At 34.0% G+C, this 24,144-nt stretch carries 27 protein-coding genes; 23 read left to right on the top strand and 4 right to left on the bottom strand.

Annotated features, from left to right (window positions below):
• The first annotated feature begins 31 nt into the window (after positions 1–31).
• From coxB to SPD48_RS13660, 6 genes are all read left to right on the top strand, one after another.
• On the top strand, positions 32–1,099 hold the full coding sequence (gene coxB, locus SPD48_RS13685; protein ID WP_336258687.1) for a cytochrome c oxidase subunit II: 1,068 nt from the start codon (positions 32–34) through the stop codon (positions 1,097–1,099).
• 47 nt (positions 1,100–1,146) lie between these two features.
• Positions 1,147–3,015, top strand: coding sequence for a cytochrome c oxidase subunit I (gene ctaD / locus SPD48_RS13680; RefSeq protein WP_336258686.1), 1,869 nt, complete (start codon positions 1,147–1,149; stop codon positions 3,013–3,015).
• Between the two features lie 3 nt (positions 3,016–3,018).
• Positions 3,019–3,645, top strand: a complete 627-nt coding sequence (locus SPD48_RS13675) for a cytochrome (ubi)quinol oxidase subunit III (RefSeq protein ID WP_336258685.1) — start codon at positions 3,019–3,021, stop codon at positions 3,643–3,645.
• Positions 3,646–3,648: 3 nt separating this feature from the next.
• Positions 3,649–3,978, top strand: coding sequence for a cytochrome c oxidase subunit IVB (gene ctaF, locus SPD48_RS13670; protein WP_336258684.1), 330 nt, complete (start codon positions 3,649–3,651; stop codon positions 3,976–3,978).
• A 175-nt stretch (positions 3,979–4,153) separates the two neighbouring features.
• Positions 4,154–5,062: a cytochrome c oxidase assembly factor CtaG gene (ctaG, locus tag SPD48_RS13665; protein WP_336258683.1), complete on the top strand. Its 909-nt coding sequence runs from the start codon at positions 4,154–4,156 to the stop codon at positions 5,060–5,062.
• Between the two features lie 41 nt (positions 5,063–5,103).
• Entirely contained in the window at positions 5,104–5,559 is a 456-nt protein-coding gene (locus SPD48_RS13660) for a DUF420 domain-containing protein (RefSeq protein ID WP_336258682.1), read from the top strand.
• Positions 5,560–6,591: 1,032 nt separating this feature from the next.
• Here SPD48_RS13660 and SPD48_RS13655 read toward each other — a convergent pair.
• Entirely contained in the window at positions 6,592–6,957 is a 366-nt protein-coding gene (locus SPD48_RS13655; RefSeq protein WP_336258681.1) for a YugN family protein, read from the bottom strand.
• Positions 6,958–7,124: 167 nt separating this feature from the next.
• On the opposite strand from SPD48_RS13655, the gene SPD48_RS13650 reads away from it, so the two are divergent.
• From SPD48_RS13650 to coaD, 5 genes are all read left to right on the top strand, one after another.
• Positions 7,125–8,177 carry a CAP domain-containing protein gene (locus SPD48_RS13650; RefSeq protein ID WP_336258680.1) on the top strand — a complete coding sequence of 351 codons (1,053 nt, stop codon included), beginning with the start codon at positions 7,125–7,127 and terminating at the stop codon, positions 8,175–8,177.
• Positions 8,178–8,246: 69 nt separating this feature from the next.
• Positions 8,247–8,696 carry a YlbF family regulator gene (locus SPD48_RS13645; protein WP_336258679.1) on the top strand — a complete coding sequence of 150 codons (450 nt, stop codon included), beginning with the start codon at positions 8,247–8,249 and terminating at the stop codon, positions 8,694–8,696.
• A 34-nt stretch (positions 8,697–8,730) separates the two neighbouring features.
• Complete coding sequence (locus tag SPD48_RS13640) at positions 8,731–9,006, top strand: YlbG family protein (protein ID WP_336258678.1); 276 nt, start codon at positions 8,731–8,733, stop codon at positions 9,004–9,006.
• A 158-nt stretch (positions 9,007–9,164) separates the two neighbouring features.
• Positions 9,165–9,722, top strand: coding sequence for a 16S rRNA (guanine(966)-N(2))-methyltransferase RsmD (rsmD, locus tag SPD48_RS13635; RefSeq protein ID WP_336258677.1), 558 nt, complete (start codon positions 9,165–9,167; stop codon positions 9,720–9,722).
• Positions 9,723–9,733: 11 nt separating this feature from the next.
• Positions 9,734–10,216: a pantetheine-phosphate adenylyltransferase gene (gene coaD / locus SPD48_RS13630; RefSeq protein ID WP_336258676.1), complete on the top strand. Its 483-nt coding sequence runs from the start codon at positions 9,734–9,736 to the stop codon at positions 10,214–10,216.
• On the opposite strand, the gene ylbJ is transcribed toward coaD, so the two are convergent.
• Positions 10,209–11,411, bottom strand: coding sequence for a sporulation integral membrane protein YlbJ (gene ylbJ, locus SPD48_RS13625; protein WP_336258675.1), 1,203 nt, complete (start codon positions 11,409–11,411; stop codon positions 10,209–10,211). The two genes, coaD and ylbJ, sit on opposite strands and share 8 nt — an antisense overlap.
• 144 nt (positions 11,412–11,555) lie before the next feature.
• Between ylbJ and SPD48_RS13620 the strand changes: the two genes are divergently transcribed.
• Entirely contained in the window at positions 11,556–12,578 is a 1,023-nt protein-coding gene (locus SPD48_RS13620) for a SepM family pheromone-processing serine protease (RefSeq protein WP_336258674.1), read from the top strand.
• On the opposite strand, the gene SPD48_RS13615 is transcribed toward SPD48_RS13620, so the two are convergent.
• Positions 12,579–13,781 (bottom strand): nucleotidyltransferase, encoded by a 1,203-nt coding sequence (locus SPD48_RS13615; protein ID WP_336258673.1) that lies wholly within the window; start codon positions 13,779–13,781, stop codon positions 12,579–12,581.
• 137 nt (positions 13,782–13,918) lie between these two features.
• Here SPD48_RS13615 and SPD48_RS13610 point away from each other — a divergent pair, with 137 nt between their 5' ends.
• The 4 genes from SPD48_RS13610 (at position 13,919) to SPD48_RS13595 (ending at position 16,245) form a co-directional block, all read left to right on the top strand.
• Positions 13,919–14,458 carry a YceD family protein gene (locus SPD48_RS13610; protein ID WP_336258672.1) on the top strand — a complete coding sequence of 180 codons (540 nt, stop codon included), beginning with the start codon at positions 13,919–13,921 and terminating at the stop codon, positions 14,456–14,458.
• 27 nt (positions 14,459–14,485) lie between these two features.
• Positions 14,486–14,659 carry a 50S ribosomal protein L32 gene (rpmF, locus tag SPD48_RS13605; protein ID WP_336258671.1) on the top strand — a complete coding sequence of 58 codons (174 nt, stop codon included), beginning with the start codon at positions 14,486–14,488 and terminating at the stop codon, positions 14,657–14,659.
• A gap of 235 nt (positions 14,660–14,894) precedes the next feature.
• Complete coding sequence (locus SPD48_RS13600) at positions 14,895–15,650, top strand: enoyl-CoA hydratase/isomerase family protein (RefSeq protein ID WP_336258670.1); 756 nt, start codon at positions 14,895–14,897, stop codon at positions 15,648–15,650.
• Between the two features lie 121 nt (positions 15,651–15,771).
• Positions 15,772–16,245, top strand: coding sequence for an RsfA family transcriptional regulator (locus tag SPD48_RS13595; RefSeq protein ID WP_336258669.1), 474 nt, complete (start codon positions 15,772–15,774; stop codon positions 16,243–16,245).
• Positions 16,246–16,269: 24 nt separating this feature from the next.
• On the opposite strand, the gene SPD48_RS13590 is transcribed toward SPD48_RS13595, so the two are convergent.
• Positions 16,270–16,800: an N-acetyltransferase gene (locus SPD48_RS13590; RefSeq protein ID WP_336258668.1), complete on the bottom strand. Its 531-nt coding sequence runs from the start codon at positions 16,798–16,800 to the stop codon at positions 16,270–16,272.
• Positions 16,801–16,945: 145 nt separating this feature from the next.
• On the opposite strand from SPD48_RS13590, the gene SPD48_RS13585 reads away from it, so the two are divergent.
• The 7 genes from SPD48_RS13585 to SPD48_RS13555 all read left to right on the top strand — a co-directional run bounded on the left by SPD48_RS13585 (position 16,946) and on the right by SPD48_RS13555 (position 24,094).
• Entirely contained in the window at positions 16,946–17,833 is an 888-nt protein-coding gene (locus SPD48_RS13585) for a 2-dehydropantoate 2-reductase (protein WP_336258667.1), read from the top strand.
• Positions 17,830–18,228 (top strand): DUF3397 family protein, encoded by a 399-nt coding sequence (locus SPD48_RS13580; RefSeq protein WP_336258666.1) that lies wholly within the window; start codon positions 17,830–17,832, stop codon positions 18,226–18,228. The genes SPD48_RS13585 and SPD48_RS13580 overlap by 4 nt, the downstream gene beginning before the upstream one ends.
• A 76-nt stretch (positions 18,229–18,304) precedes the next feature.
• Entirely contained in the window at positions 18,305–19,936 is a 1,632-nt protein-coding gene (gene bshC, locus SPD48_RS13575) for a bacillithiol biosynthesis cysteine-adding enzyme BshC (RefSeq protein WP_336258665.1), read from the top strand.
• A 181-nt stretch (positions 19,937–20,117) separates the two neighbouring features.
• Complete coding sequence (mraZ, locus tag SPD48_RS13570; protein ID WP_336258825.1) at positions 20,118–20,549, top strand: division/cell wall cluster transcriptional repressor MraZ; 432 nt, start codon at positions 20,118–20,120, stop codon at positions 20,547–20,549.
• Positions 20,550–20,564: 15 nt separating this feature from the next.
• A complete protein-coding gene (rsmH, locus tag SPD48_RS13565) occupies positions 20,565–21,536 on the top strand; it encodes a 16S rRNA (cytosine(1402)-N(4))-methyltransferase RsmH (protein ID WP_336258664.1) in 972 nt (323 codons plus the stop codon).
• The gene (ftsL, locus tag SPD48_RS13560; RefSeq protein ID WP_336258663.1) at positions 21,536–21,901 is read left to right on the top strand and encodes a cell division protein FtsL; all 366 of its coding nucleotides are present in this window, start codon (positions 21,536–21,538) and stop codon (positions 21,899–21,901) included. The genes rsmH and ftsL overlap by 1 nt, the downstream gene beginning before the upstream one ends.
• A gap of 24 nt (positions 21,902–21,925) precedes the next feature.
• Positions 21,926–24,094, top strand: coding sequence for a penicillin-binding transpeptidase domain-containing protein (locus SPD48_RS13555; protein WP_336258662.1), 2,169 nt, complete (start codon positions 21,926–21,928; stop codon positions 24,092–24,094).
• Positions 24,095–24,144 lie beyond the last annotated feature (50 nt).

Genomic DNA, 24,144 nt, shown 5'->3' with positions numbered 1-24,144 from the left:
AGTATTATAGGAGAAAGAGAGGTATGCATACATGAAAGGTTGGATGGGAAAATTTAGAGCCTTGTTTTTACTCGGTTCTTTAGCCTTTATACTATCTGCATGTGGTAGAGACAATCTGACAGCACTTGTGCCTAAAGGGTATGGTGCAGATATATCAATGCAACTAATTATTTTAACAACGGTGGTTATGACCTTTGTACTTCTAGTTGTAATGGTATTGTATGTAATTGTGTTAATGCGTTATCGTAAGAAAAAGGGAGATCCAGTAATTAATCCCGAACAAGTTGAAGGAAATAAAACATTAGAGGCTGTTTGGACGATCATTCCAATTATTCTTGTAGTGATCATGGCAGTTCCTACCGTGTTTGCAACTTTCCACTTGGCAGATGATGCAGATGCAGAAGATCATATTAATATTGATGTTACTGGTAACCAATACTGGTGGCATTATGATTATCAAAATGAAGAAATTTCTACGAGCCAGGATTTGTATATTCCGGTTAATACAAAGGTATACGTACATTTAATTACAAAAGATGTTCTTCATTCATTCTGGGTACCAAGTTTATCTGGTAAGCTTGACGTAAACCCGGAAAACGTAAATACAATGTATTTAGAAGCGTATGAAGAAGGGGTATATTTTGGTAAATGTGCTGAACTCTGTGGTCCTTCTCACTCATTAATGGACTTTAAAATAGTCGTTGTAAGTCAAGAAGAATATGACCAATGGGTAGCAGATATGCAAAACTTTGATTCAGAGAAACTTGAATTAGACGCTGTTGCTCAAGAGGGTAAAGAACTATTTGAAGAGAAGGCGTGCTTAAATTGTCACGCTACTGATACACAGACTTATTCTGCAGGGAGTGTACCAATAGGTCCAGATTTAACTCAATTCGGTGACCGTTCAAGATTTGCAGGATATTTAGAACCAACGAAAGAAAATTTAGTTCAGTGGATTCAAGATCCTGAGTCACTTAAACCTGGTAACCTAATGACTGGAGCATATCCGGAAGTGAATGATGATGAAGCAGATAAAATTGCAGAATACTTATTGCAATTAAAACCATCTGAAGTTAGTGCAGAAAGTAAGGAAGATTAGTCTTAAAACTTATACAAGTTTAAAGATCATTATAGGAGGTTGTTAATGTGAGTAGTATTGCAGCTACGGGAAAACGAAGCTTTGGTTCTTTCTTATGGGACTATCTTACGACAGTAGACCATAAGAAAATTGCTCACCTATATCTTGCAGGTGGGGGTTTCTTCTTCATCCTTGGTGGACTGGAAGCACTCATTATTCGAATTCAGCTAATTAAGCCGCAAAACGACTTTATCAGTGCTGGATTCTACAATGAAATGATTACAATGCATGGTACAACAATGATCTTTTTAGCGGGGATGCCCATATTAATAGGGCTCATGAACGCGGCCATGCCATTACAAATAGGGGCGCGAGACGTAGCGTTTCCATTTCTTAACGCATTAAGTTTTTGGCTGTTCTTTTTCGGAGGAATTTTATTAAACGTCAGTTTCCTGACTGGTGGAGCTCCTGATGCTGGATGGACATCTTATGCATCTCTTGCAATGCAATCCCCGGGTCATGGTGTTGACTATTATATTCTTGGTCTACAAATTGCAGGTGCTGGTACATTAATGGGTGGTATTAACTTTATTGCCACAATTGTTACGATGAGAGCACCAGGTATGACATATATGCGTATGCCATTATTTGCATGGGCAACATTTATTACAAGTGTTTTAATCTTGTTTGCTTTCCCACCTTTAACGATTAACTTATTCTTATTAATGTTTGATCGTATGTTTGATACAGCGTTCTTTAACGTTGCACTAGGTGGAAATACGATTATTTATCAGCATTTATTCTGGATTTTCGGACATCCTGAGGTTTACATCCTCATTTTACCGTTATTTGGGATATTTAGTGATGTAATTGCAACATTCTCTAGAAAGAGATTGTTTGGTTATACTGCAATGGTATTTGCAACAATGTTAATTGCTTTCTTAGGATTCATGGTGTGGGCTCACCACATGTTTACAGTTGGTCTAGGACCAGTTGCAAACTCAATTTTTGCTGTTGGAACAATGGCAATTGCAGTTCCTACGGGTATTAAAATTTTTAACTGGCTCCTAACAATGTGGGGCGGTCAAGTTACTATCAATTCTGCCATGTTATGGGTTTTAGGATTTATTCCTACATTTACAATTGGTGGTATGACGGGTGTTATGTTAGGTTCAGCTGTAGCTGACTATCAGTATCATGACACATACTTTGTTGTAGCTCACTTCCACTATGTAATTGTTGGAGGAACTATTTTCGGTATTTTTGCTGGACTTCATTATTGGTGGCCGAAAATGTTCGGACGTATTTTACATGAAGGTATGGGTAAATTTACGTTCTGGGTATTCTTTATCGGTTTCCATTTAACATTCTTTATTCAACACTTTTTAGGTCTAATGGGAATGCCTCGTCGTTACTGGGTATTTTTACATGACCAAGGATTAGAATTAGGTAACTTCATTAGTACAATTGGTGCGTTTTTAATGGGTGTAGGTACAATTGTGTTTATCGTAAACATTGTATATACAGCGGTGAAAGGTGAAAAAGCATCTGCTGACCCATGGGATGGACGTACATTAGAGTGGTCTATTTCGTCACCACCACCTTACTATAACTTTGAACAGCTTCCACTGGTTCGTGGTCTTGACCCATTATGGATTGAAAAAATGGAAGGTGATGGAACAATTCCTCCAGGCGAACCTTTAGATGATGTTCATATGCCAAGCGGTTCATTCATACCATTCTTAATGGGATTAGGGTTCTTCGTTGCAGGATTTGGCTTTATTTACCAAACAGATAATGGCTTATGGTATTTAGCACTTTACGGCGGTATGGCATTCTCGATTGGCTGTATGGTTGTAAGATCTCTTAAAGACGACTTTGGCTACTACATCCCTAAGGAAGAACTACAAAAGGCATTAGAAGGGGAGGCAAAGTAAGACATGAGTCATGATCATAGCAGCTTATTTCCAGAAGTTTTGCCAGCAGAACCAGAGAAAGCTACACTAGAAGGGAAGAATAAATTCTTTGGTCAGTGGTTCTTCCTTGGTGGAGAAACTGTACTATTTGCAAGTTTATTTGGAACCTACCTTGCGTTGAAAAATTCAACTGCAGGGGGGCCTTCCTCTGAAGAATTATTCGGTTTAGGTTTAGTTTTCTTAATGACAATGCTATTATTAACAAGTTCATTAACTAGTGTGTATGCAATGTATCACATGCGTAATAATGATTATAAGAAAATGGTATTGTGGTTAGGAATTACTGGTTTACTTGGAATTGGGTTTTTAGTTTGTGAAATTTATGAGTTTGCTCATTACATCACTGAGTACGGCTTTAGTTTCCAATCATCGGCATTTGGTTCAGCATTCTTTGCGCTAGTTGGATTCCACGGTGGTCACGTATTATTTGGTATTTGTTGGTTGACTACACTACTTATCCGTAATGCGAAAAGAGGATTGAACTTATATAACGCACCTAAATTTAACACATTTAGTTTATTCTGGCACTTCATTGATGTCGTATGGGTATTTATCTTTACGGTAGTATACTTAATGGGGAAGGTGGGTTAATCAATGACGAATGAATCAAATTCAAACTTGGATCAGTCTGAAGTATTTAGAAGACAAAAAAGTAAAGAAGAAATGCAACGTCAATTAATTTCTTTTGGTTTGATGATTGTCTTCACCATTATTGCTTTTGCAATTGTTGCAACTGGAACGATTAGTCGTATGTATGTACTACCAATTCTGTTCATTATGGCAATTGTTCAAGCAGGGTTTCAGTTCTATTATTTCATGCATTTGAAAGATAAAGGTCATGAGATGCCTGCCACATTAATCTATGGCGGTGTTTGGGCAGCATTTTTAACACTTGCAGGATTAATGGTTATATCTTGGTGGTAATAAATAAAAAAATAATAAAAGACTGGGGGAATTTCCTCCAGTCTTTTATTTCTCATAAAAGGATATTTATGAATTTGTCACATGTGACCTGTTTTAGTACCGTAAAATACGGTATAATTATGAGTGGAGTATAGGATGAACGATCATACTAAGTTTTTCAAAGAGGTGGATTTACATGTGGTTAGATATACAAATATTTGGATTTCGCGCTTTATGGAGTCCTTATTTTCTAATATTTTTAGTAGTACTTGCAGGTATTTATTTTATATATACAGGTCCACAACGTAGTCGATTCGGTAATGTAGAGCGTCCTACGAGGAACCAACAGATATTCTTTTATTCAGGAATCTTATTACTTTATTTAGTTAAAGGAGCTCCTGTAGATTTACTCGCTCATATTATGATGAGTGCCCATATGATTCAGATGGCAATTCTCTATATGGTAATTCCAATTTTCATTATTCGTGGATTACCAACTTGGTCGATTGAACGATTTATTGAGTTGCCAATTATTAAACCTATTATTAAATTTTTCACTCAGCCATTAATTGCTTTAGCAATATTCAATAGTTTATTTTCGATGTATCATTTACCAACAATATTTGATTTTTCCAAACAATCTCAAGTAGCACATATTAGTATAACGATAATATTATTTATATTTGCAATTTTTATGTGGTGGCCAATTGTCACTCCATTAAAATCACATGATACATTAAATCCATTGATCAAAATGGGGTATTTATTAGGTAGTATTTTAATAATCTCAATTGCCTGTGCATTGATGATCTTTGCTACTAAATCACTTTATAGTGCATACAGTTCTGAAGGTGCATGGTTACAGGCGATGAGTCTTTGTGTTCCTAGTGATGTTTTAACTGGATTATCTGGTGAATTGTCGGGTGCAGAAATGTTTTCACCACTAAGTGCTCAAGAAGATCAACAGCTAGGCGGTATTATCATGATGTTTTTACAACAAATTATTTATGGCTTTGTTCTTGCTTGGATCTTTTTTGGTTGGTTTTCTAAAAAGAATATGAGTATAGATCCAATGCCTGATTCATTGCCATATTCAAATAAATAATGTTGAGAGGAAGCTTACTTTAGACAGAAAGGAAAACAATGATGGAAATATTGCCTTTGATTAGTACGTTATTAATTGTATTAAGCGCTATTTTGGTTGCGGTTGGTTGGAGGTTAATTATAAAGGGTGAAAAAGAAAAGCATAAAAAAGCAATGGTTGCTGCAGCAATTAGTGCTCTATCTTTTTTAATCATTTATGTGTCAAGAACAATCTTTATAGGTAATACGAGTTTTGGTGGACCGGAAAGTATAAAAATATATTATACGATTTTCTTAATATTTCATATTTTATTATCGATGACTGGTGCAGTTTTTGGCGTTGTAACATTACGTTTAGCTTTTAAAGGGAATTTTAAGAAACATAAGAAAATCGGACCGGTTACAAGTATCATTTGGTTCTTTACAGCGATTACTGGTGTTATAGTATATTTGTTACTATACGTTATTTATCATGGTGGAGAGACTACGAGCATGATTCGAGCTATATTAGGTTATTAGAGAATAAAAATAGATTAGCAATTGAGTAATCCGAAAGTTGATTCAATATGGTTGAATCAATTCGGATTTTTCTTTTCTAAAGATTTGTTGAGCAATGGAGAAGCAAATTTTTAAAATTCATGAAAGTTGCGTATTAAATGTACGATAGTATATGAGTTATAAATGAAGATCATATTGTTTTCAAGTTTATATTAATTAACTCAACTTTCGCAACTTGAAATAGATAAATAAGCCTTGGTAGGATCAGGGAGTTTAAAGATTCACTTTCTTAGTTGTATTTTCTATTAATTGGATGCTTAAAATACAACTATATTCTAATATATTTCATCGTTTCATTTGATATAAACTGTGCAGTAATTTATAAAAAGTTAATAGTATAATCCGCTACGAAAATACACTGCGCTTTCCGTGGGCGGCTGTTGAGCCTCCTTCGTGCCACGCACTTCGTAGTCTCACCGAGGCCTTTCCTCCCACAGGAGTCTCCGTGTATTTTCTACGCTATTATAGATGTTAAAGATAACTAGCGTAGGAAAAATATGAAGACTCCTGCAGGAACAGCGCGAGTCCGAAGATCCCTGTAGCTTCTCGTTAACGAGAAGCTACAGAAGCTGAGGCCGTGCCTGCGGAAAGCGAAGTATTTTTCCGAAGAAATTAATAAAGTTGACGCCATTATGTTGCAGTTTACGTATTTTGTGCAATACAGTTTTATGCTGATAAGGTTGTCAAGATATCAATTGGAAGCATTTTAGGGTTAATCCACGTATTTGTTTAGTTGTTCGTGCGAAGGTTGAGTAAATAATAACTGTAATTAGGGAATTTTGTTATGTTAAATAAATAGCGAAAATATAATAGTCATACTTGATCTTAGTAATGCTAATTCATGTTCTAAATATCCATAAACATTAAATAAAGCTGTCCCCATCAGAAGAAGGAGATCAGCTTTATCTTCATATAATAATAGTATTTTTAATAATTGAAACAAATAGCAACAAATAATGACGTTACCATATGATAGACTAAGTTAGGATAACGTTACTTAATATATTGTTCTAATTCTTCATTTGCACTAATCACTAATTTATTTGCACGTTCAATTAAATTTTTAGGAAAATTCTCATCTTCTCCGTATTCGATCCCATGTGGATAATAGTGCTTTCCCAATAATGGAGTTTTCAATTTAATGACTGCATCTTTCTTATCTACATCGCCTTCAATGGCTTCACCTTGGATACGGATATAATAAGTGACGTTTTTTTCTTGAGAATTGATTTTATAATCATATGTAACACGTTCGTAATCCCAGTTTTCTCCTCTTATAAATGCATGTTTACCCATGATATGATCTAGAGGAACGATATCAATAACTTTATTGTCTATTCCTGTGTTTTCTAATTTCATTTTATACACCTCTTATTTAGTCTCATTAACTTAATCATAGTAGAAAAAAACGTAACTTGCAATAAAATATATCCACGTTCAAGATGTTGACGAAATTTTATATATATAAAGCGACTTTGGGTTAATAAATAGAGTGGTAGGGAATACAATGTGATATGGAGGTTATTATGAGAAAATTAATTTCAATTTTGATAATCATTGGTTGTATTGTTGCAGGTGCTTATATTGTATTGGACAAGGACTTATTAACCAAAGAGATTACATTGTATGATAGTGATGAAGAATTACCAAAACTCAAGTCAAATCAAACATCAAAAGAAATGAAAATACTATTAAAAGGTGATATTTTTGATCAAATGGATCAATCAAGTGATGAACTTATTAAAAAATTTGGTGAACCAGTAAGGAAAGATCTAACACCCTATGGGTATACTTGGTGGATTTATACGGATGAACAAACAAATGTAGTTCAATTTGGAATTGAAAATGATCGGGTTCAAACAATTTTTGCTACGGGAGAAGGTATAGAAAGTGATCCTTTTACGCTCGGAATGAATTATGATGAAATAGAGAAAAAGTTCCCGTTTAAAAATAAAGTTACGTATCAGACAGGGCTTTCTTTCTACTCGTTTTTATTAAATGAAACGGATTTAAAAATGAACCCTTTAATTAAACTATCAGAAGAAATGTTTGCCCAACTATATTTTGATACGTTTACTAATGAGCTTTCTTCGATTCGTATTTTAACAGGTGACACTCTTTTAAAACAGAGGTTCTATGAAATGGAATATCGAGGAAGTTTACCTGAGGATCAGAATCTTTCTGATAAAGATTGGAAAAAGATTGAAGAAGGAATGGAAAAGCAAATCTTTGAATTAACTAATATTTATCGTCATCGTCATGATATTTCTCCTTTAATCAAAGATGATCAAGTAAGCGAAGTCGCGTTTTTACATAGTAAAGATATGTATGAACATAATTATTTCTCGCACTATGGTCAGGACGGAAGTGGTTTAAAAGAAAGATTGGAAAAGAAAGAAGTATATTATTTATCGGCTGGTGAGAATATTGCCGCACAACATACCGATGCACCAGCAGCAATGGAAGGTTGGTTAAATAGTGAAGGACATAGAGAAGCATTATTAAATGATTCATATACTCATTTAGGGGTAGGTGTACATCGGTTTTATTATACACAAAACTTTTTGCTGAAGCCTTAAAGCAAGTTCTATTCGTATAGTTCACTTTCTAGTAAAACCGTGGTAAAATAGTGCTACGGAGGTGCGATTATGATAGCAACATTAGAATATGTCAATATTTTGGATAAAGCAGATCGTTTAAAAAATATGATTTTGCAATCCGAAGTAATGACACAATATGAACATGCGTATAATACGCTGCAAAAAGACCAAGAAGCTCAACGTCTTATTAATGCGTTTAATCATATAAAAGAACATTATGAAGATGTTCAACGTTTTGGGAGATATCACCCGGACTATAATGAAATTATGAAAAATGTTCGTAGTACAAAAAGAAGAATGGATATGAATAGCAGTGTAGCCGAGTTCAAAGTCGCGGAACGAGAATTACAGCGCTTCCTGGACGAAATTAGTGAACATATAGCAAAAAGTGTTAGTGAGCATATAATAGTACCAAAAGATGGTTTAGCTTTAACTGACGGGGGATGTTCTACCGGAGGTTGTGGTTCTGGCGGGTCCTGTGGATGTCAAGCCTCTTAAACTATACATATCATAAGAGATTGGGAGCATAGAAATGCAAATTAATCGTCAAGGCGTAATTGTTTGGTTTCAACACCGTAGAAATATTAAACATATAAAACGATTTGGGAACGTTATTTATGTATCAAAGAAAATGCGCTATACAGTCGTATATGTTAATCAATCTGAAATAGAAGAGAAAGAAGACGAATTATTGAAACTTCCTTTTGTTTCCAAAGTGGAGAGATCTTATAAACCTTATCTAAAAACAGATTTTGAAAATGCACGTCCTGATAAAGCGAAACTATATGATTATAAAATGGGAATTTAACCTTTGTAGACTGTCTACAAAGGTTTTTTTATGTGAGTTAGATATATGCATAATGCGGAAACGGATTATGATTTTACTTAAAAATTGATAAAAAATGTGTTCTTTTCTAAAATAGAGAGTATCAAAAAGCATGAATTTACTTAAATTGGGGTGGATGTATGCGAGTGATTTCAGGAGAATTTAGGGGCAGACAATTAAAATCAATAGCAGGAACGAATACTAGGCCGACAAGTGATAAAATAAAGGAATCTATTTTTCATATTTTAGGGCCTTACTTTGGGGGTGGTACTTGTTTAGATTTATTTGCTGGGAGTGGTTCCTTAGGGATTGAGGCGATAAGCAGAGGTATGGATTCAGTTGTTTTTGTTGAAAAGTCTTCGCCTGCTATCAGAGTTATTAATCAAAATGTGGACTTAGTTAAAATGAACGCTGTTAGCAAAATTTATAAAAATGATGCAAACCGTGCACTACAAATATTATCAAAAAAGGATAATCAATTTGATTTGATATTTCTTGATCCACCATATGAAAAAGTGGATTATGATAAACTGATCGATCAGATTATTGCAGGTAATATACTTAGTTCCTTGGGTAGAATATATATAGAACACAGTCCAGAGAAAGAATTTACATTTAATAAGCAACAACTTGAAAAAGTATATGAAAAAAAATATAATGCAACAACGAGTATAACCATTCTACAAAACAGAGTTTAGGGGGAACAATTGTGGGAAAAAAATTAGCAATTTGTCCAGGAAGTTTCGATCCTATCACGAATGGACATTTAGATATCATTCAACGTGGTGCAAAAATTTTTGATGAAGTTATTGTTGCAATTTTTAATAATCAATCGAAAACGCCTCTTTTTACAGTAGAAGAGCGCATTTATTTAATTGAGCAGTCTACAAAGGATATTCCAAACGTTACTGTTGATGTCTCGGAGGGATTACTAGTTGAATATGCTCAACAGCGAAATGCGCATGCTGTATTACGGGGTTTACGTGCAGTCAGTGATTTTGAATATGAAATGCAGATTACGTCAATGAATAAGAAACTTGAACCTGAAATTGAAACCTTTTTTATGATGACAAATAATCAATATTCTTTTTTAAGTTCAAGTATCGTTAAAGAAGTTGCAAAGTATCATGGAAATATTAGCGATTTAGTACCTGAAGTAGTAAAAGATGCATTAATCTCTAAGTTTAAATAATCTTTTTAAATAAACGGTTACACAAGATACATGCAGCTAGAAAAAGTCCACCAATTGTAATGAGTGGCCCTAAATACATCAAGTTTTCAATAATTAATAAAGAGTTATTATTTTGATGGACGACTGCAGCATCTTGAATGATTACTTTTTCTTTAAAGTAAAACTTGTAGAGCATAATAGATAATAGACAGGCAAAGGTTGCATGTAATAATCGTGCAAAAAAGTAAGGAAAAAAACGAATATCCGTTTTTGCGAGTATACTGGCAACTTGAGCTTGAATCGAAAATCCATTAAATCCTAAAATAAAGCTGATCACAGCTAGTTGAATGACCAAAGGGATATTTAATAATTTAGAGATCATTTCTGCACCCATTGTTATTTCAAATATTCCAGTAACAAAAGGAGTAATTATTTCTTTCGGTAATTGAAATAATATAAGGAATGGGTTGATGATGAATTGAATTAAGTGTGTTACATGAATGACGTTTAATAATGACGTAAAAACAGAGAATAAGATGATAAATCCTCCTACCATGATAAGAGACTGGATGGAGGAAACAACAGCATCACCCAATATTTCACCAAATGGGCGATTGTCTTTCATTCTTGTCTGATGCATTTTTTGTAAAGCAAGCATTATAATGTTTTTTTGATTAGACTCTTTCTTTGGTTGTTTATCTTTTGTGCGACCGTAAAATCGCATACATAACCCAACCATTGTGTTACCGAAGTAATGACAAACTGCTATGAGTATTCCGAGCTCAGCGTTATGTAAAAATCCGACTGCAATAACACCAAAAATAAATAAGGGACTAGATGAATTAGAAAATGAGACGAGTCTTTCAGCTTCTATTTGTGTTAATTCACCTTTTTCTCTTAGAGATGCACTAATTTTAGCGCCAGATGGATATCCGCTTGCCATTCCAACGATCCAAGCAAAACTTCCAACACCTGGTACATTGAACAAAGGACGCATAATTGGTTCGAAAAGGACACCAATGAATTGAACTACACCAAAACTGATCAGTAATTCAGCTGTAATAAAGAAAGGTAGCAGAGAAGGAAAAACTACTTCTCCCCATGTATGTAATCCTCGTATACTTGCCTGGAGAGATTGTTCAGGAAACATTATTAAGGATAAAGTTAAAAAGAGTGTAATGATTGCAAAGAACATCGTTTTAAATTTTTGAGTCAATGAAATGCCTCCTTTTTATACATAGCGAAAAGTGGATAGTTGATAAATACTTGTCCTTTTCTACTATACGCGCATACTATCCTTGAATATGATATATATTTTACATATGGGTTTTTATAAGGTCTGATTTGGAAGGTGAAAGGCTTGAGAATTACAAAAAGAACTTTAGTATATTCATTTATTATTACATTAACTTTTTTTCTATTGTTCACTTTAGATCTTCCCTATTATATTTATAAACCGGGACATGCAGATAGTTTAGAAAACATGGTGGAAATAGAAAATGGTTATCAAGGGAAAGGAGACTTGCATTTAGTAACGGTAAGTGGTGGACAGGCAACACCGATTCAGTATATTTTAGCAAAATTCATGAATTATAATGAAATTGTACCAATAGAAGAGGCCCGTCCAGAAGGAATGACAGATAATGAATATATGAGACATCAACTTATGTTAATGGAAAATTCTCAGCAATCTTCTACTGTAGTTGCTTACCGTGCTGCAGGAAAAAAGTACTCGATTGAGTATAATGGTATCTATATAATCGGTGTAGTGGAAAATATGCCCGCTGATGAGGTATTAGAGCCTGGAGATCGAATAACTCACGTTGATGGGAAACAAATGAAAGAAGCAAATGAAATGGTTGAATACGTACAAATGAAGAAAGATGGAGATAAAATTGAACTAGATATTGATCGAAACGGGAAACAAATGAAAAAAACCATCAAAGTCGAGTCGTTTGCTGATCAAGAAGAAAAAGTTGGAATTGGAATTCAACTCGTTACTGACCAAGAAGTTGTTGTGGATCCGCCAGTACATATTAAGAGCGGAAATATTGGTGGTCCAAGTGCTGGATTAATGTTTTCCTTAGAAATTTATAATCGATTAACGGAGGAAGATATAACGAAGGGATATCATATTGCCGGTACTGGAGAAATCGATTTTGATGGTAATGTACTTAGGATTGGTGGGATTGACAAAAAAGTTGTTGCGGCACATCGAGAAGGGATAGAAATCTTTTTTGCTCCGAATGAAAAAGGAAATAAAGAATCAAATTATCAGGTTGCTAAAAAAACAGCGGAACAAATAGGAACAAAAATGAAAATTGTTCCTATCGACACTTTTGATGACGCCTTAGCTTATTTAAATCAACTAGAACCCAAATAATTAAACCATGATTGGTAATCGAAAATCTTGCTTTCGTAAAGTGCGTTGGTGCATAGAAGTTAACACACTATAATATACATCATTTGCACGTTCATCTAGAAAAAGCTTTGATCGTGTTTCGTTATTTAAATTTGTGAAAATCGGACATTCTATCTGTTGTTTGTACGTATTTAAATACTTTCTTCCTATGTCTGTCATTCCTAGTAGGCGGATATAAGGAATCGAATCCATTTTAACATACTGATTAATTTGTTCTTTCGTTGTATTTGTTAAAATATGTACAAATACCCGTTGTAACCTTACTTTGGTATATCGGCGGGTTTTTATCTTTTCCATCCAATCTTGAAAGGAGAGGGCTTCTTTAACTGTTTTTTTGATACGATTTTCTAATCCTTCTTCCATACCATGAATTTTTTTAAGTTCTTCAATTGTCATGGTTGTTACCCGATATTGAAGTAAAGGAAAATAATCGTCCCAGTGATGCCATAAAGAGGCTATATCTTTATAAAGCTCAAGTTCTCGTCTGCTAGCTAAAGGTAACGTTTTTATCGCTGTTTTAGATAATACACCTTTATTTAATTCTTTTCGAATACTTGTAGCACTTGCAATCTTGTTCGTAATGTCTTCATCATGAAAATCATTTTGGATCCTTTTAATAGTGAAAGGCTCAATCGGGAGTGAGTTTTCTATAATTGATTTGACATAACTGAAACCTAGAATATTATTTGGTTGTATGAATGTTTGTTCATCTAATCCTATTGTTGCAAAAGCTTTACTATTTGCGTGTGGAAATGAAAGTCCTTGCTTTATAAAAGTTCGAAGGCTTTCATCATAGAGAGTTTTGTTTTTAACTAATTTGTTCACACTAGTAATAAAATCATCAATTCGTCCAGATTCACTACCGAAACAAATGTAGGACACTCCCAAAGCATTTAACGTCATTACTGCTCCTTTTGCAAAAAGTTCACTACTTTGAACTGCGTAAGGATAAGGTAGCTCGACGACAAGATCTGCACCACAAGTTAATGCAGCTCTTGCACGATGAAATTTATCAATAATAGCAGGTTCACCGCGTTGTAAAAATGGACCACTCATAACAGCTATGATACAATCAGCATTTGTAGTTTTTCTCGCTTGGTTGATATGATATAAATGTCCATTATGAAAGGGATTGTATTCAACAATTAAACCACATGCTTTCACTTGAACAACTCCTATAGTATAATCAATACAATTGTAGCAAAGCTTTGCCTACATTTACAAATGATGTTGTTTGCAAAAAGGTTGACAAAACTTGAAATTCCTTTTAAAATAACTCTTGTTGCCTAGAGGTGATAATAATGAAGTTTTCGACAATGGAAATAAGGAATAATGCATTCGATGGACCTTATTTGTTTGATGAATTAGTTGATGTATCCGATTTGGTAAAATTAAATAATGACATTAGACAAATTAATCCTGTACGAGTCAAAGGAATGTGTACGGTTGAAAAGGAAGAGTTTGTTTTCTCGTTTACAATAAAGGGAGAAATGATTTTACCTTGTGCACGAACTTTGGTTAATGTTTCATATCCTTTTGAAATCAATGCTACTGAAATTTTTTCAACGGCTTCTACATTAGATCAAGAGGATGAAGAAGATGGGATTCATCTATTAACTGAAGAAACACTTGACTTAACCCCGTATATAATGGAAAATATTATTCTGGAGACTCCTTATCGTGTTTTTTCAGATGAAAAAGCATTAGAGAAAGGGGAAGGCTGGTCATTCTATATAGAAGAGGATGAGCTAAAAACCGAACAAGAAAACAAGATTGATCCTCGCTTTGCGAAATTACAGAGCTTATTAGACGAAAACAAAGGAAACAAGAATAATGATTAGATAGTTCGTTTGAAGGAGGTGTACGTCATGGCAGTACCAAAAAGCAGAACTTCCAAAAAAGTGACGAATCAACGTCGTACTCATAAAAAATTACATGTACCTGGTTTAGTTGAATGTTCAAATTGTGGTGAGTTAACAAAACCACATCATGTCTGCAAATCTTGTGGACATTATCGTGAAGATGAAGTAATTGAAAAGTAATTCATTATGATGATTTAAGCTTTTGAACTATTTCTTACAAATACGAAGAGACAGATCCTTATTATCAATAGGGGTCTGTCTTTTTGTTTTAAGAACATAAACTCTGTAAAATCAGATGAAAACGAATAAATATTCGTTCAAAATGAATTCTTTTTAAAAATTGTTTTCTGGATTGTCAAAAAAGATATGTTATGATGATTAGTAATTAATCAAGAAGATAAATGAGGAGATTTTATTGAAAAAATTAATATCATATGAAGAAAAAAAAGATTATGGTGTCGTATTCATTAATCGACCGGAAAAGAGAAACGCCATCTCGATTGAAATGGCCAATGATCTATCCCGATTGCTTGAGGGGATTAAAGAAAGACCAATTAAATTTTTAGTCGTTAAAAGTGCTGGCGATTCAGTATTTTGCGCTGGCGGTGATTTAAATGATTTTCATGCCACTTTGAATGAGGAAGAGGCTTATCAGACATTACATATAATGAAACAAGTATTATTCCAAATTGTAACATTTCCAGTTCCAACCATTTGCTTACTTCAAGGAAATGCCCTTGGAGGTGGGTGTGAACTTGCAACTGCTTGTGATATTCGAATTGCTAAACAGGATAGTAAATTTGGTTTCGTTCAGTCTAACCTTGGAATACTGCCCGGATGGGGTGGTGGAGCATTGTTATATGAAAAAGTCCATTCCAGTTTTGCACTTAAATGGTTAACAGAAGGAAATATGTATAGCAGTTCATTTCTTTTACAGAAGGGCTGGCTACATGAAGTAATAAATGAAAGTGACTGGGAAGATGAAGAGAGAATGTTAAGCAAGTATACAAATAAATCATATGAACAACTAAGTCATTTAAAAAGTCAATATTTAGAGGCACTATCTGTCCCAAGCTTGTTGGAAAAAATGGAAAAGGAATCTGCGAGATGTTCAAGTTTATGGGCGTCGGAACAACATCAAAAAGTAGTACAAAAGTTTCAAAATAAATAAAGAATCCCTCTTCTAAATAATAGTTTAGATTTTTATATAAAATTATCACTTTCTCTTTTTCATCTATTCTATCATTGGGTAATCTTGCATACATTGATAGAAACGATGAAGGAGGTAAAAGATGAATAGGCCTAGGCAAGATGCATGGACAAAAGATGAAGATATCTTATTAGCCGAAATAGTTCTTCGGCACATCAGGAATGGTAAAACACAATTAGAAGCTTTTAAAAAAGCAGGAGAAGCACTATCGAGAACACCTGCAGCATGTGGATTTAGATGGAATGCTTCCATTCGAAAAAAACATTCAGAAGCTATTAATTTGGCTAAGAATAACCGCAAGCAGTCCATATTTGAAAAGACAGCATCTATGAATATAAATGAACAACATACGATAGAGTCAGCTATTTCAATGTTAGAAAAAGTAAAAGAAAATGTTGTAAGGCAACAAGAAAACTCTATGGAAGATCAACGTGCCCTTGTACAGGAATTACAAAACGAAAATAGTAGGTTAAAAGAAGAAGTGAAAAGGTACCGGGAAGCTTGGGAAGAAATGAAGAATGTATGGGAATGGATTGAAAATAAAAATGAACATTAATTCTCATTAATGTTCATTTTATTCTTATTTATTTATTTCATCTGATTTATTATTTTCTGTCGGTTGTTTTGATTGTGGTGCTTGTATAGCTTCTTTTACTCCAGGTGGCATCCAAATATAAGGGTTTTCCCCCAAGTCTCTCTCTAAGTTATAAGATGCCATCTCAAACCCCATTCTTTCCCAGAAATCATGAGAGTTAATAAAAGGGTTTGTCTTAATAGGTAACTGAAAGCTTTTCGCATAATCCACTAACATTTTTCCATATCCTTGATTTCGATAATCTGGAAGAACTTCTAATTTGAATAAAACTAAATAATCTTGCGGCGGATTAAAATAATGATCATACTTTGCTGAACGTTCATATAAGCTCATTCGTGCCACTAAATTATTTCCGTAGTAAATTCCATAAAAAGGGGATTTACTATCGTTTTCTACTATTTCATTTTGTAAGTCTTCTAACATGGATAATTCTTGATTTCCATATGCTTGAAATCGCTTAAAATCTTCTAATGTCTTATAGTTAATTAAAAGCCTCTCTACTTTTACACCTGCCATAAGATCCTTTCCTTTCCACATCTATGTTGTTTATCTCTTTTATTTATTATAGTATAAATAATTATATAATGAAATGTTAAAAATAATTAGGTGATACAATTTTTCTATAACTATATATATCTTTTGTTTATCAGAGGGGGAAATTATGAACATTGGAGTTATCGGAGGCGGCTCAATAGGATTATTAGCAAGTGGTTATTTATCTCGAACTCATTCTGTAACACTGTATGTAAAACGAGAAGAACAAAAAAAGAAATTTGACACTCATCAATTACAAATAATAAACAGTTCTGAGTCCTATAATAATTTAACCATTAATGTGCAACAAATATCCGATCTTAATGACGAGGCCTGCTTTTTAATTTGTGTGAAACAAGGTAATTTAAATGAGATAATACCATTTTTGGAAAATGTACCTAGTCATACACCACTGCTATTTTTACAAAATGGGATGGGTCATATTCATAAAATAGAAAAGCTTCCACATCCTATTTACTTAGGTTCAGTTGACCATGGGGCAAGACGGGTAAATGACTACCAAGTAGAACACTTAGGTAAAGGTAAAATTAGATTAGCATCTTTTTCCGGAAACAAGGAGGAACTCATTAACATAATAAATGCACTAAATAGTAATTTATTTCCAATCGAAATGGTGGATAATTGGAAGATTCTTTTAGTAAACAAATTAATCATCAATGCTGTTATTAATCCATTAACTGCTTTGTTTGACGTACCAAATCGTTCGATTGTAGAAAATGAATATATTCACTATCTTGCAAAAAATCTTTGTAAAGAAGCTGCAAGTGTATTGGGATTAGATGGGGAAGCTGCTTGGCAACGTATCCAGGAAGTTGCAATAAATACGGGCTTAAATACTTCATCTATGAGAGCAGATATAAAGCAATATCGACAAACAGAAATAGAAGCTATTACTGGCTATATACTTGAAAATTCAGATACAGACTTACCATATACTTCTTTTATTTATCATAGTATTCTTGCTATACAACGAGAAAGGGTTAGCCATTCATGATACATTCTTTACTAGATACTCAATTATTGCTTTTTTTTATAGCGTTTCCGGTCGTTTCAACTATTCTATTGTATTCTATTAGCACTTTTTTATATAAGCATCGATGGAAGGCGATACATTTATCGGTTCAAGGTTCAGCAATATTTTATGTTATTGCCGTTATACTGTTATTGGAAAAACTTATACAAATATCTATTATCGGATGTGCATTAATTTTTATCATTCTTGTTCTAGCTATTATTTTAATTATTCAATGGAAAACTAAAACAGAAGTAGTTTTAAAAGATGGTTTAAAGGTATTGACACGTATTTGTTTTCTGCTATTTGGAGTTATTTACGTTCTGTTAATATCTTATGAGATTATCCAAATGATTTATATAATTTATATGGATTGAAACAGATTAAATGAAATGATACTTCTTTTCCGTTACAATACAAATGGATAAATTAAATTAAAGGAGTATGCGATTCATGCGGATCATGCCTGTCCAATTAGAGAATACAAATAAATTAATTCAAGATTATAGAAATTATAAAAAAGAAATACATACATATTTTGATTATCATCCTTTTGATTCAGATGAAGAAAGATTAGCTGATCTAAAAGAACGTTCTTTTGATCGTGAGGGGTTAGCAACCATTTTACATGAACTAAACACTGAATGGGATGCCCCTGTTCAAACGTTTCATCAAATCGAAAGATTAAAGGATGAGAAAAGTGTTGTAGTAATCGGTGGGCAACAGGCTGGTTTACTTACTGGCCCTATGTATACGATTAATAAAATTATTTCTCTTCTTTTACTCGCAAAGGAGAAAGAACGTCATTTACGTATTCCTGTTATTCCCGTCTTTTGGATTGCTGGGGAAGATCATGATTATGATGAAATTAACCATATCTTTTTAAATAAGGGGAATTCGTTTCGTAAGCATACATCACCTCAACAGCTTTATTTAAAGCAGTCTATTTCATCGGTTCCTATCGACCAAGAAAAAATATTACAATGGATCGAGCAGGCATTTCATGATCTGATGGAAACAGAACATACGAAAAAGTTATATGAATCGATTGTGTCAAGCTTACAGGCATCAATTTCTTATGTGGACTTTTTTGCAAGATTATTGTTTCAAGTATTTCCGGAACAAGGGCTTGTATTAATTGATTCCGCTCATCCGAGCGTGCGTAGTTTCGAATCTGAATACTTCAAAAAACTTATTCAACATCAACCTGAGATTTCTCGTGCAGTGTATGAAACAGTTCAAAAACTACATCAGTTAGAATATTCGGTACCATTGGAAGTTGATAAAGATGATACACATATATTTTATCATGATGCAAATAACGAAAGAATCCTTCTCAAAAGGGCAGGAAATAGATGGATTGGTAAAAATGAAGAAATTGAACTTAGCACGGAAGAGTTACTTGAAACAACGATTAATGAGCCTGAGCGATTAAGTAATAATGTGGTTACACGACCAATAATGCAAGAACTTTTATTCCCGACCATTGCGTTTGTAGGTGGGGATGGAGAAATAAGTTATTGGGCAGCTTTAAAAGAAGCATTTAGAGCAGTTGATCCTACTTTAAAAGTACCACCTGTTATTCCACGATTATCTTTTACATTTGTGACAAAACGGGTTCAAAAGCTTCTGAATACAAGGGTAATAGAGCCAGAGTACGTCTTAAATCATGGTATTGAAGAGTTGAAGTTCAATTGGTTAATGTCACAACAAGATCCACCTGTTGATGTTTTATATAAAGAGATTAAGCAGAAATTTGAGCTGTTACACAAACCTTTGAGAGATTTAGCAACTTCTATAAGTTCGGATTTAGGTGATGAGGCACATAAAAACATTGCGTTTATCCAACATCAACTCGAATATTTAAAACATAGAACTGTTTTAAAATTGGAAGAAAAATATGAACAAGGGATAGAGCAATATGATGAGATAGGAAATCAATTAAAACCTAATCAAATACTCCAAGAACGAATCTGGTCCCCACTTTCTTTCTTAAATCAATATAGTAATGTATTTATTAGCGAAATAGTAGCGGGAAAGCCGCTTTCTTTCCGTAATCATCATTATTTGATTTATTTAGAGTAATGTAATTAAATAGCTAGTCACCTCTCTGCGCTAGGATTATAAGCCTAGCGCAGAGAGGTTTTTTTTGTCATCCAATAGGCATTTAGACTCATTTATCTAGCAAGTAAATATTTCCATGAAAAATAAGTGGTAGATTGTGGGGGAATGTGGTAATATATTATCATGGAAGTGGTGAATGAACATGTTTATGGGTGAATATCAACATAATATTGATACCAAAGGACGTATGATTGTTCCTGCAAAGTTTCGTGAAGGGCTTGGAGAAAAGTTTATTTTGACACGGGGACTAGATCAATGTTTATTTGCCTATCCACAAGAAGAATGGAAAGTACTTGAAGAAAAATTAAAAAAATTACCACTTACCAAAAAAGATGCCCGAAGTTTTACCCGCTTTTTCTTTTCCGGAGCAGTAGAATGTGAAGTTGATAAGCAGGGAAGAATCAACATATCCCAGCCTCTAAGAAATTACTCTAAGCTAGAAAAAGAATGCATTGTAATAGGTGTATCTAATAGAGTAGAAGTATGGGCGAAAGAAATATGGGAAGATTATTTCACAGAGTCAGAAGAATCCTTTGCAGAAATAGCGGAAAATTTAATGGACTTTGATATTTAAAGAGTAGGTGGAAATGTGAATACGCATGAAAGTGTTTTGAAAGATGAAGCAATACAGAGCCTTAATATAAGAGCTGAAGGAACATACATTGACTGTACGCTTGGTAGAGCGGGTCATGCAGGTGCTATAGTTTCCCTGTTGAATGATAATGGCCGACTTATTGGGTTTGACCAAGATGAAGACGCAATAGAAGAGGCTAAGCGCAAATTACCTAAAGAAAAAAGTATCCTTATACATGCAAATTTTAAAAATTTGCAAACAGAATTAAAAAATAGAGAGATTCATCAAATTGATGGTATTTTATTTGATCTAGGAGTATCATCACCACAGCTTGACCAAGGGGAACGCGGTTTTAGTTATCAGCAAAATGCAAAATTAGACATGAGAATGGATCATCGCAATCCATTAACAGCTTATGAAATTGTTAACTCTTGGCCATATGAACAACTAGTAAAAATATTTTATATATATGGTGAAGAAAAGTTTTCTAAGCAAATTGCAAGGAATATTGAACGATATAGAGCTTCCCAGAAAATTGAAACGACATACGAGTTAGTGGATTTGATAAAAGAAGCAATTCCCGCGCCTGCTAGAAGGACGGGAGGGCATCCGGCTAAACGAGTGTTTCAGGCATTACGCATAGCTGTTAATGATGAACTTGACAGTTTTAATGATGCATTACATCAGGCATCTAAAGTTCTTTCAATCGGAGGAAGAATTTCTGTTATTACATTTCATTCGTTAGAAGATCGGTTATGTAAACTAGCGTTTCAAAAATGGAGCACCGAAAAGCCAATGCCGAGAGGATTACCTATCATTCCGGCTGAGTTTAAAGCACCATTTAAGAGAATTACGAGAAAGCCAATTATTCCTAGACAAGAAGAAATAACACGAAATCGCAGAGCACGATCAGCAAAATTGCGAGTTGTCGAGAAAGTCAAAGAATGGGATGAAGAATTTAAGTACATGGAAGGGTGGAAAAAATAATGAATACAAATCATGCTAAAAATTGGCAGCAATCCTACACACAACCCGAGAGACAACAACAGAAAAAAATTGTTATTCGTGTAAAGAAAAAAGGCTGGCTTACGAAAGGCGAGAAAATGATTTATGCATTTTTTGGATTAATTTTAATTTGCATAGGTATATACATCGTTTCGTTCTCTTCTTCAACCGATACATTAAATCGTGATTTACAAACGTTGGAACAAAAAGTTCATAAAAAGCAAGTTGAAAATGAAAGTCTCCAATTTGAAATAAAAGAGCTAAGTAAACCAGAACGAATTACAGGAATAGCAAAAGAAAATGGATTAAAAACTCAAAATACTAAAGTGAAAAGAGCAACAAATTAAGTTTGCGAGTCAGGATGAAGAATAATGAAAAACAAGAAGACAAATTTCTTTGCTAGTTTGTTGATGATCATATTTATGCTGCTCTTTCTAATAATTTCAGGTAGGTTTGTTTACATACAAGCAACTGGTGAGGTAAATGAAGTTTCCCTAACCGATTGGGCGAAGGATAAACGTGAAACATCCATTGTACTTCAAGCGGAACGAGGAAAAATTTATGATGAAAATGGAATGACTTTAGCATATAATCGGCCAGCTTATCGATTATACGCGATTCTTGATCCTGAATATTCCAAAAATCAAAAGGAGCCAAAGCATGTAGTTGATCCAGAAAATACTGCAGAATTATTGGCTCCTTTTTTGGATATGAATCAAAAGGAAATACAAAAAGTCATTGAGCAAGGAATAACTGACGACAAGTTCCAAGTTGAATTTGGTCAGGAAGGTAAAAATTTATCTCAGCAAATAATGAAAGATATATCTGACCTGGATCTGCCAGGGATTTATTTTATCCAAGATGCGATACGCTATTATCCAAATGGAATGTTCGCCTCACATATTCTTGGATTTGCTCAAGAAAATGAAGAAACGAATGAAATTGAAGGTGTAACCGGTGTTGAAAATGCCAAAAATAAATTATTAAGCGGAACGGATGGTTATTTACATTATCAACGCGATAAATTTAATAAAAAACTATTAAACCCAAGTGAAGTTGTTAAAAATCCCGAAAATGGTAATGACGTATATTTAACAATCGATCAAAAGATTCAGACTCTATTAGAGGATGTCCTTTCTCAAGTCGACGAAAAATATGAACCGGACCGAATATCAGCAGTTGTTATGAATCCAAAGACTGGAGAAATATTAGCAATGAGCAGTCGTCCAAGTTATAATCCTAACAACCCTGATCAAGTAGAAAATTGGTATAATGACGTTATTTCTACTCCATTCGAGCCGGGTTCAACCGTAAAAATGTTTACTTGGGCAGCAGCTATTAATGAAGGTATTTATAATGGAAATGAACTTTTTCGGTCAGGAAAATATATTGTTAACGAAAAAATTGAGCCTATCAATGACCATAATAAAGGAGTAGGCTGGGGTACAATCTCATATGATGAAGGCTTTCTTCGGTCTTCAAATGTCGCAGCTTCAAAATTAGTATGGGAAAAATTGGGGGCAGATACCTTTTTAGATTATCTAGAACGATTCGATTTTGATAAAGAAACGGGTATTGATTTACCCAATGAAGTTGCTGGTAAAATTCTTTATAATTGGCCTTCAGAAAAACTGCGTGCAGCCTTTGGACAAGGAAGCACGATAACGCCAATCCAACAGATTAAAGCAGCATCCGCAATTGCTAATGAAGGAAAAATGGTTCAGCCCTTTGTTATTAAAAAGATTGTTGATTCAAATACTGGAAAGGTAATTGAAGAAAAAGAACCCAAAATTGTTGGGGAGCCAATTTCAAAAGAAACAGCAGCACAAATGCTAGATTTATTAGAATCTGTTGTAAACTCAAAAGAAGGAACAGGTAAGCCTTACCGTTTAACAGACTATTCTGTTGCCGGAAAAACAGGCACAGCTCAAATACCGAATCCGAATGGAAAAGGATATTTAACAGGGAATAATAACAATGTTTTTTCATTTTTAGGAATGGCACCAAAAGATGATCCACAGTTACTCATACATGTTTCAGTAAAACAGCCTAAATTAGCTGAGGGTGAGTCTGGTTCAGCACCAGTTGCCTTTATCTTTAATAATGTAATGGAAAATGGATTACATTATTTAAATATAGAGCCAGACAAGGAAAGTGAAGAACAAAACGTGGAAACTGTCAAATTCCCAAATATAATCGGTAAAGATGTTGCAGAAATAAAGAAGGACTTAGAATCATTAGGACCAAATGTAACTATTATAGGGAAAGGAAAAAAAGTTACAGCTGTTAATCTTAATGAAGGCGACGCTTTTTATTCCAATCAACGGATTATGGTTGTAACTGACCAACCTACTATGCCGAATATATCGGATTGGTCCCAACGTGATGTATTTACTCTAGCAAATTTGCTAGATATTAATGTCACTGTAGAAGGAACAGGATTCGCTACTAAACAATCAGTTAAGGAAGGAACAAAAATAGATTCTAAGACAACTTTACACGTTGAATTTTCAGGAAAGATAGATAAGGAAACAGAGTAATGATCGCCTTGATTAATCGGTATTCGGGTGTAAAAAAACGTTCTAATTGA

This window comes from Pseudogracilibacillus sp. SE30717A (assembly GCF_037071985.1).
GTDB lineage: Bacteria > Bacillota > Bacilli > Bacillales > Amphibacillaceae > Pseudogracilibacillus.
Note: the sequence above shows the minus strand (reverse complement) of the source record. Positions and strands in the feature narration are given on the sequence as shown.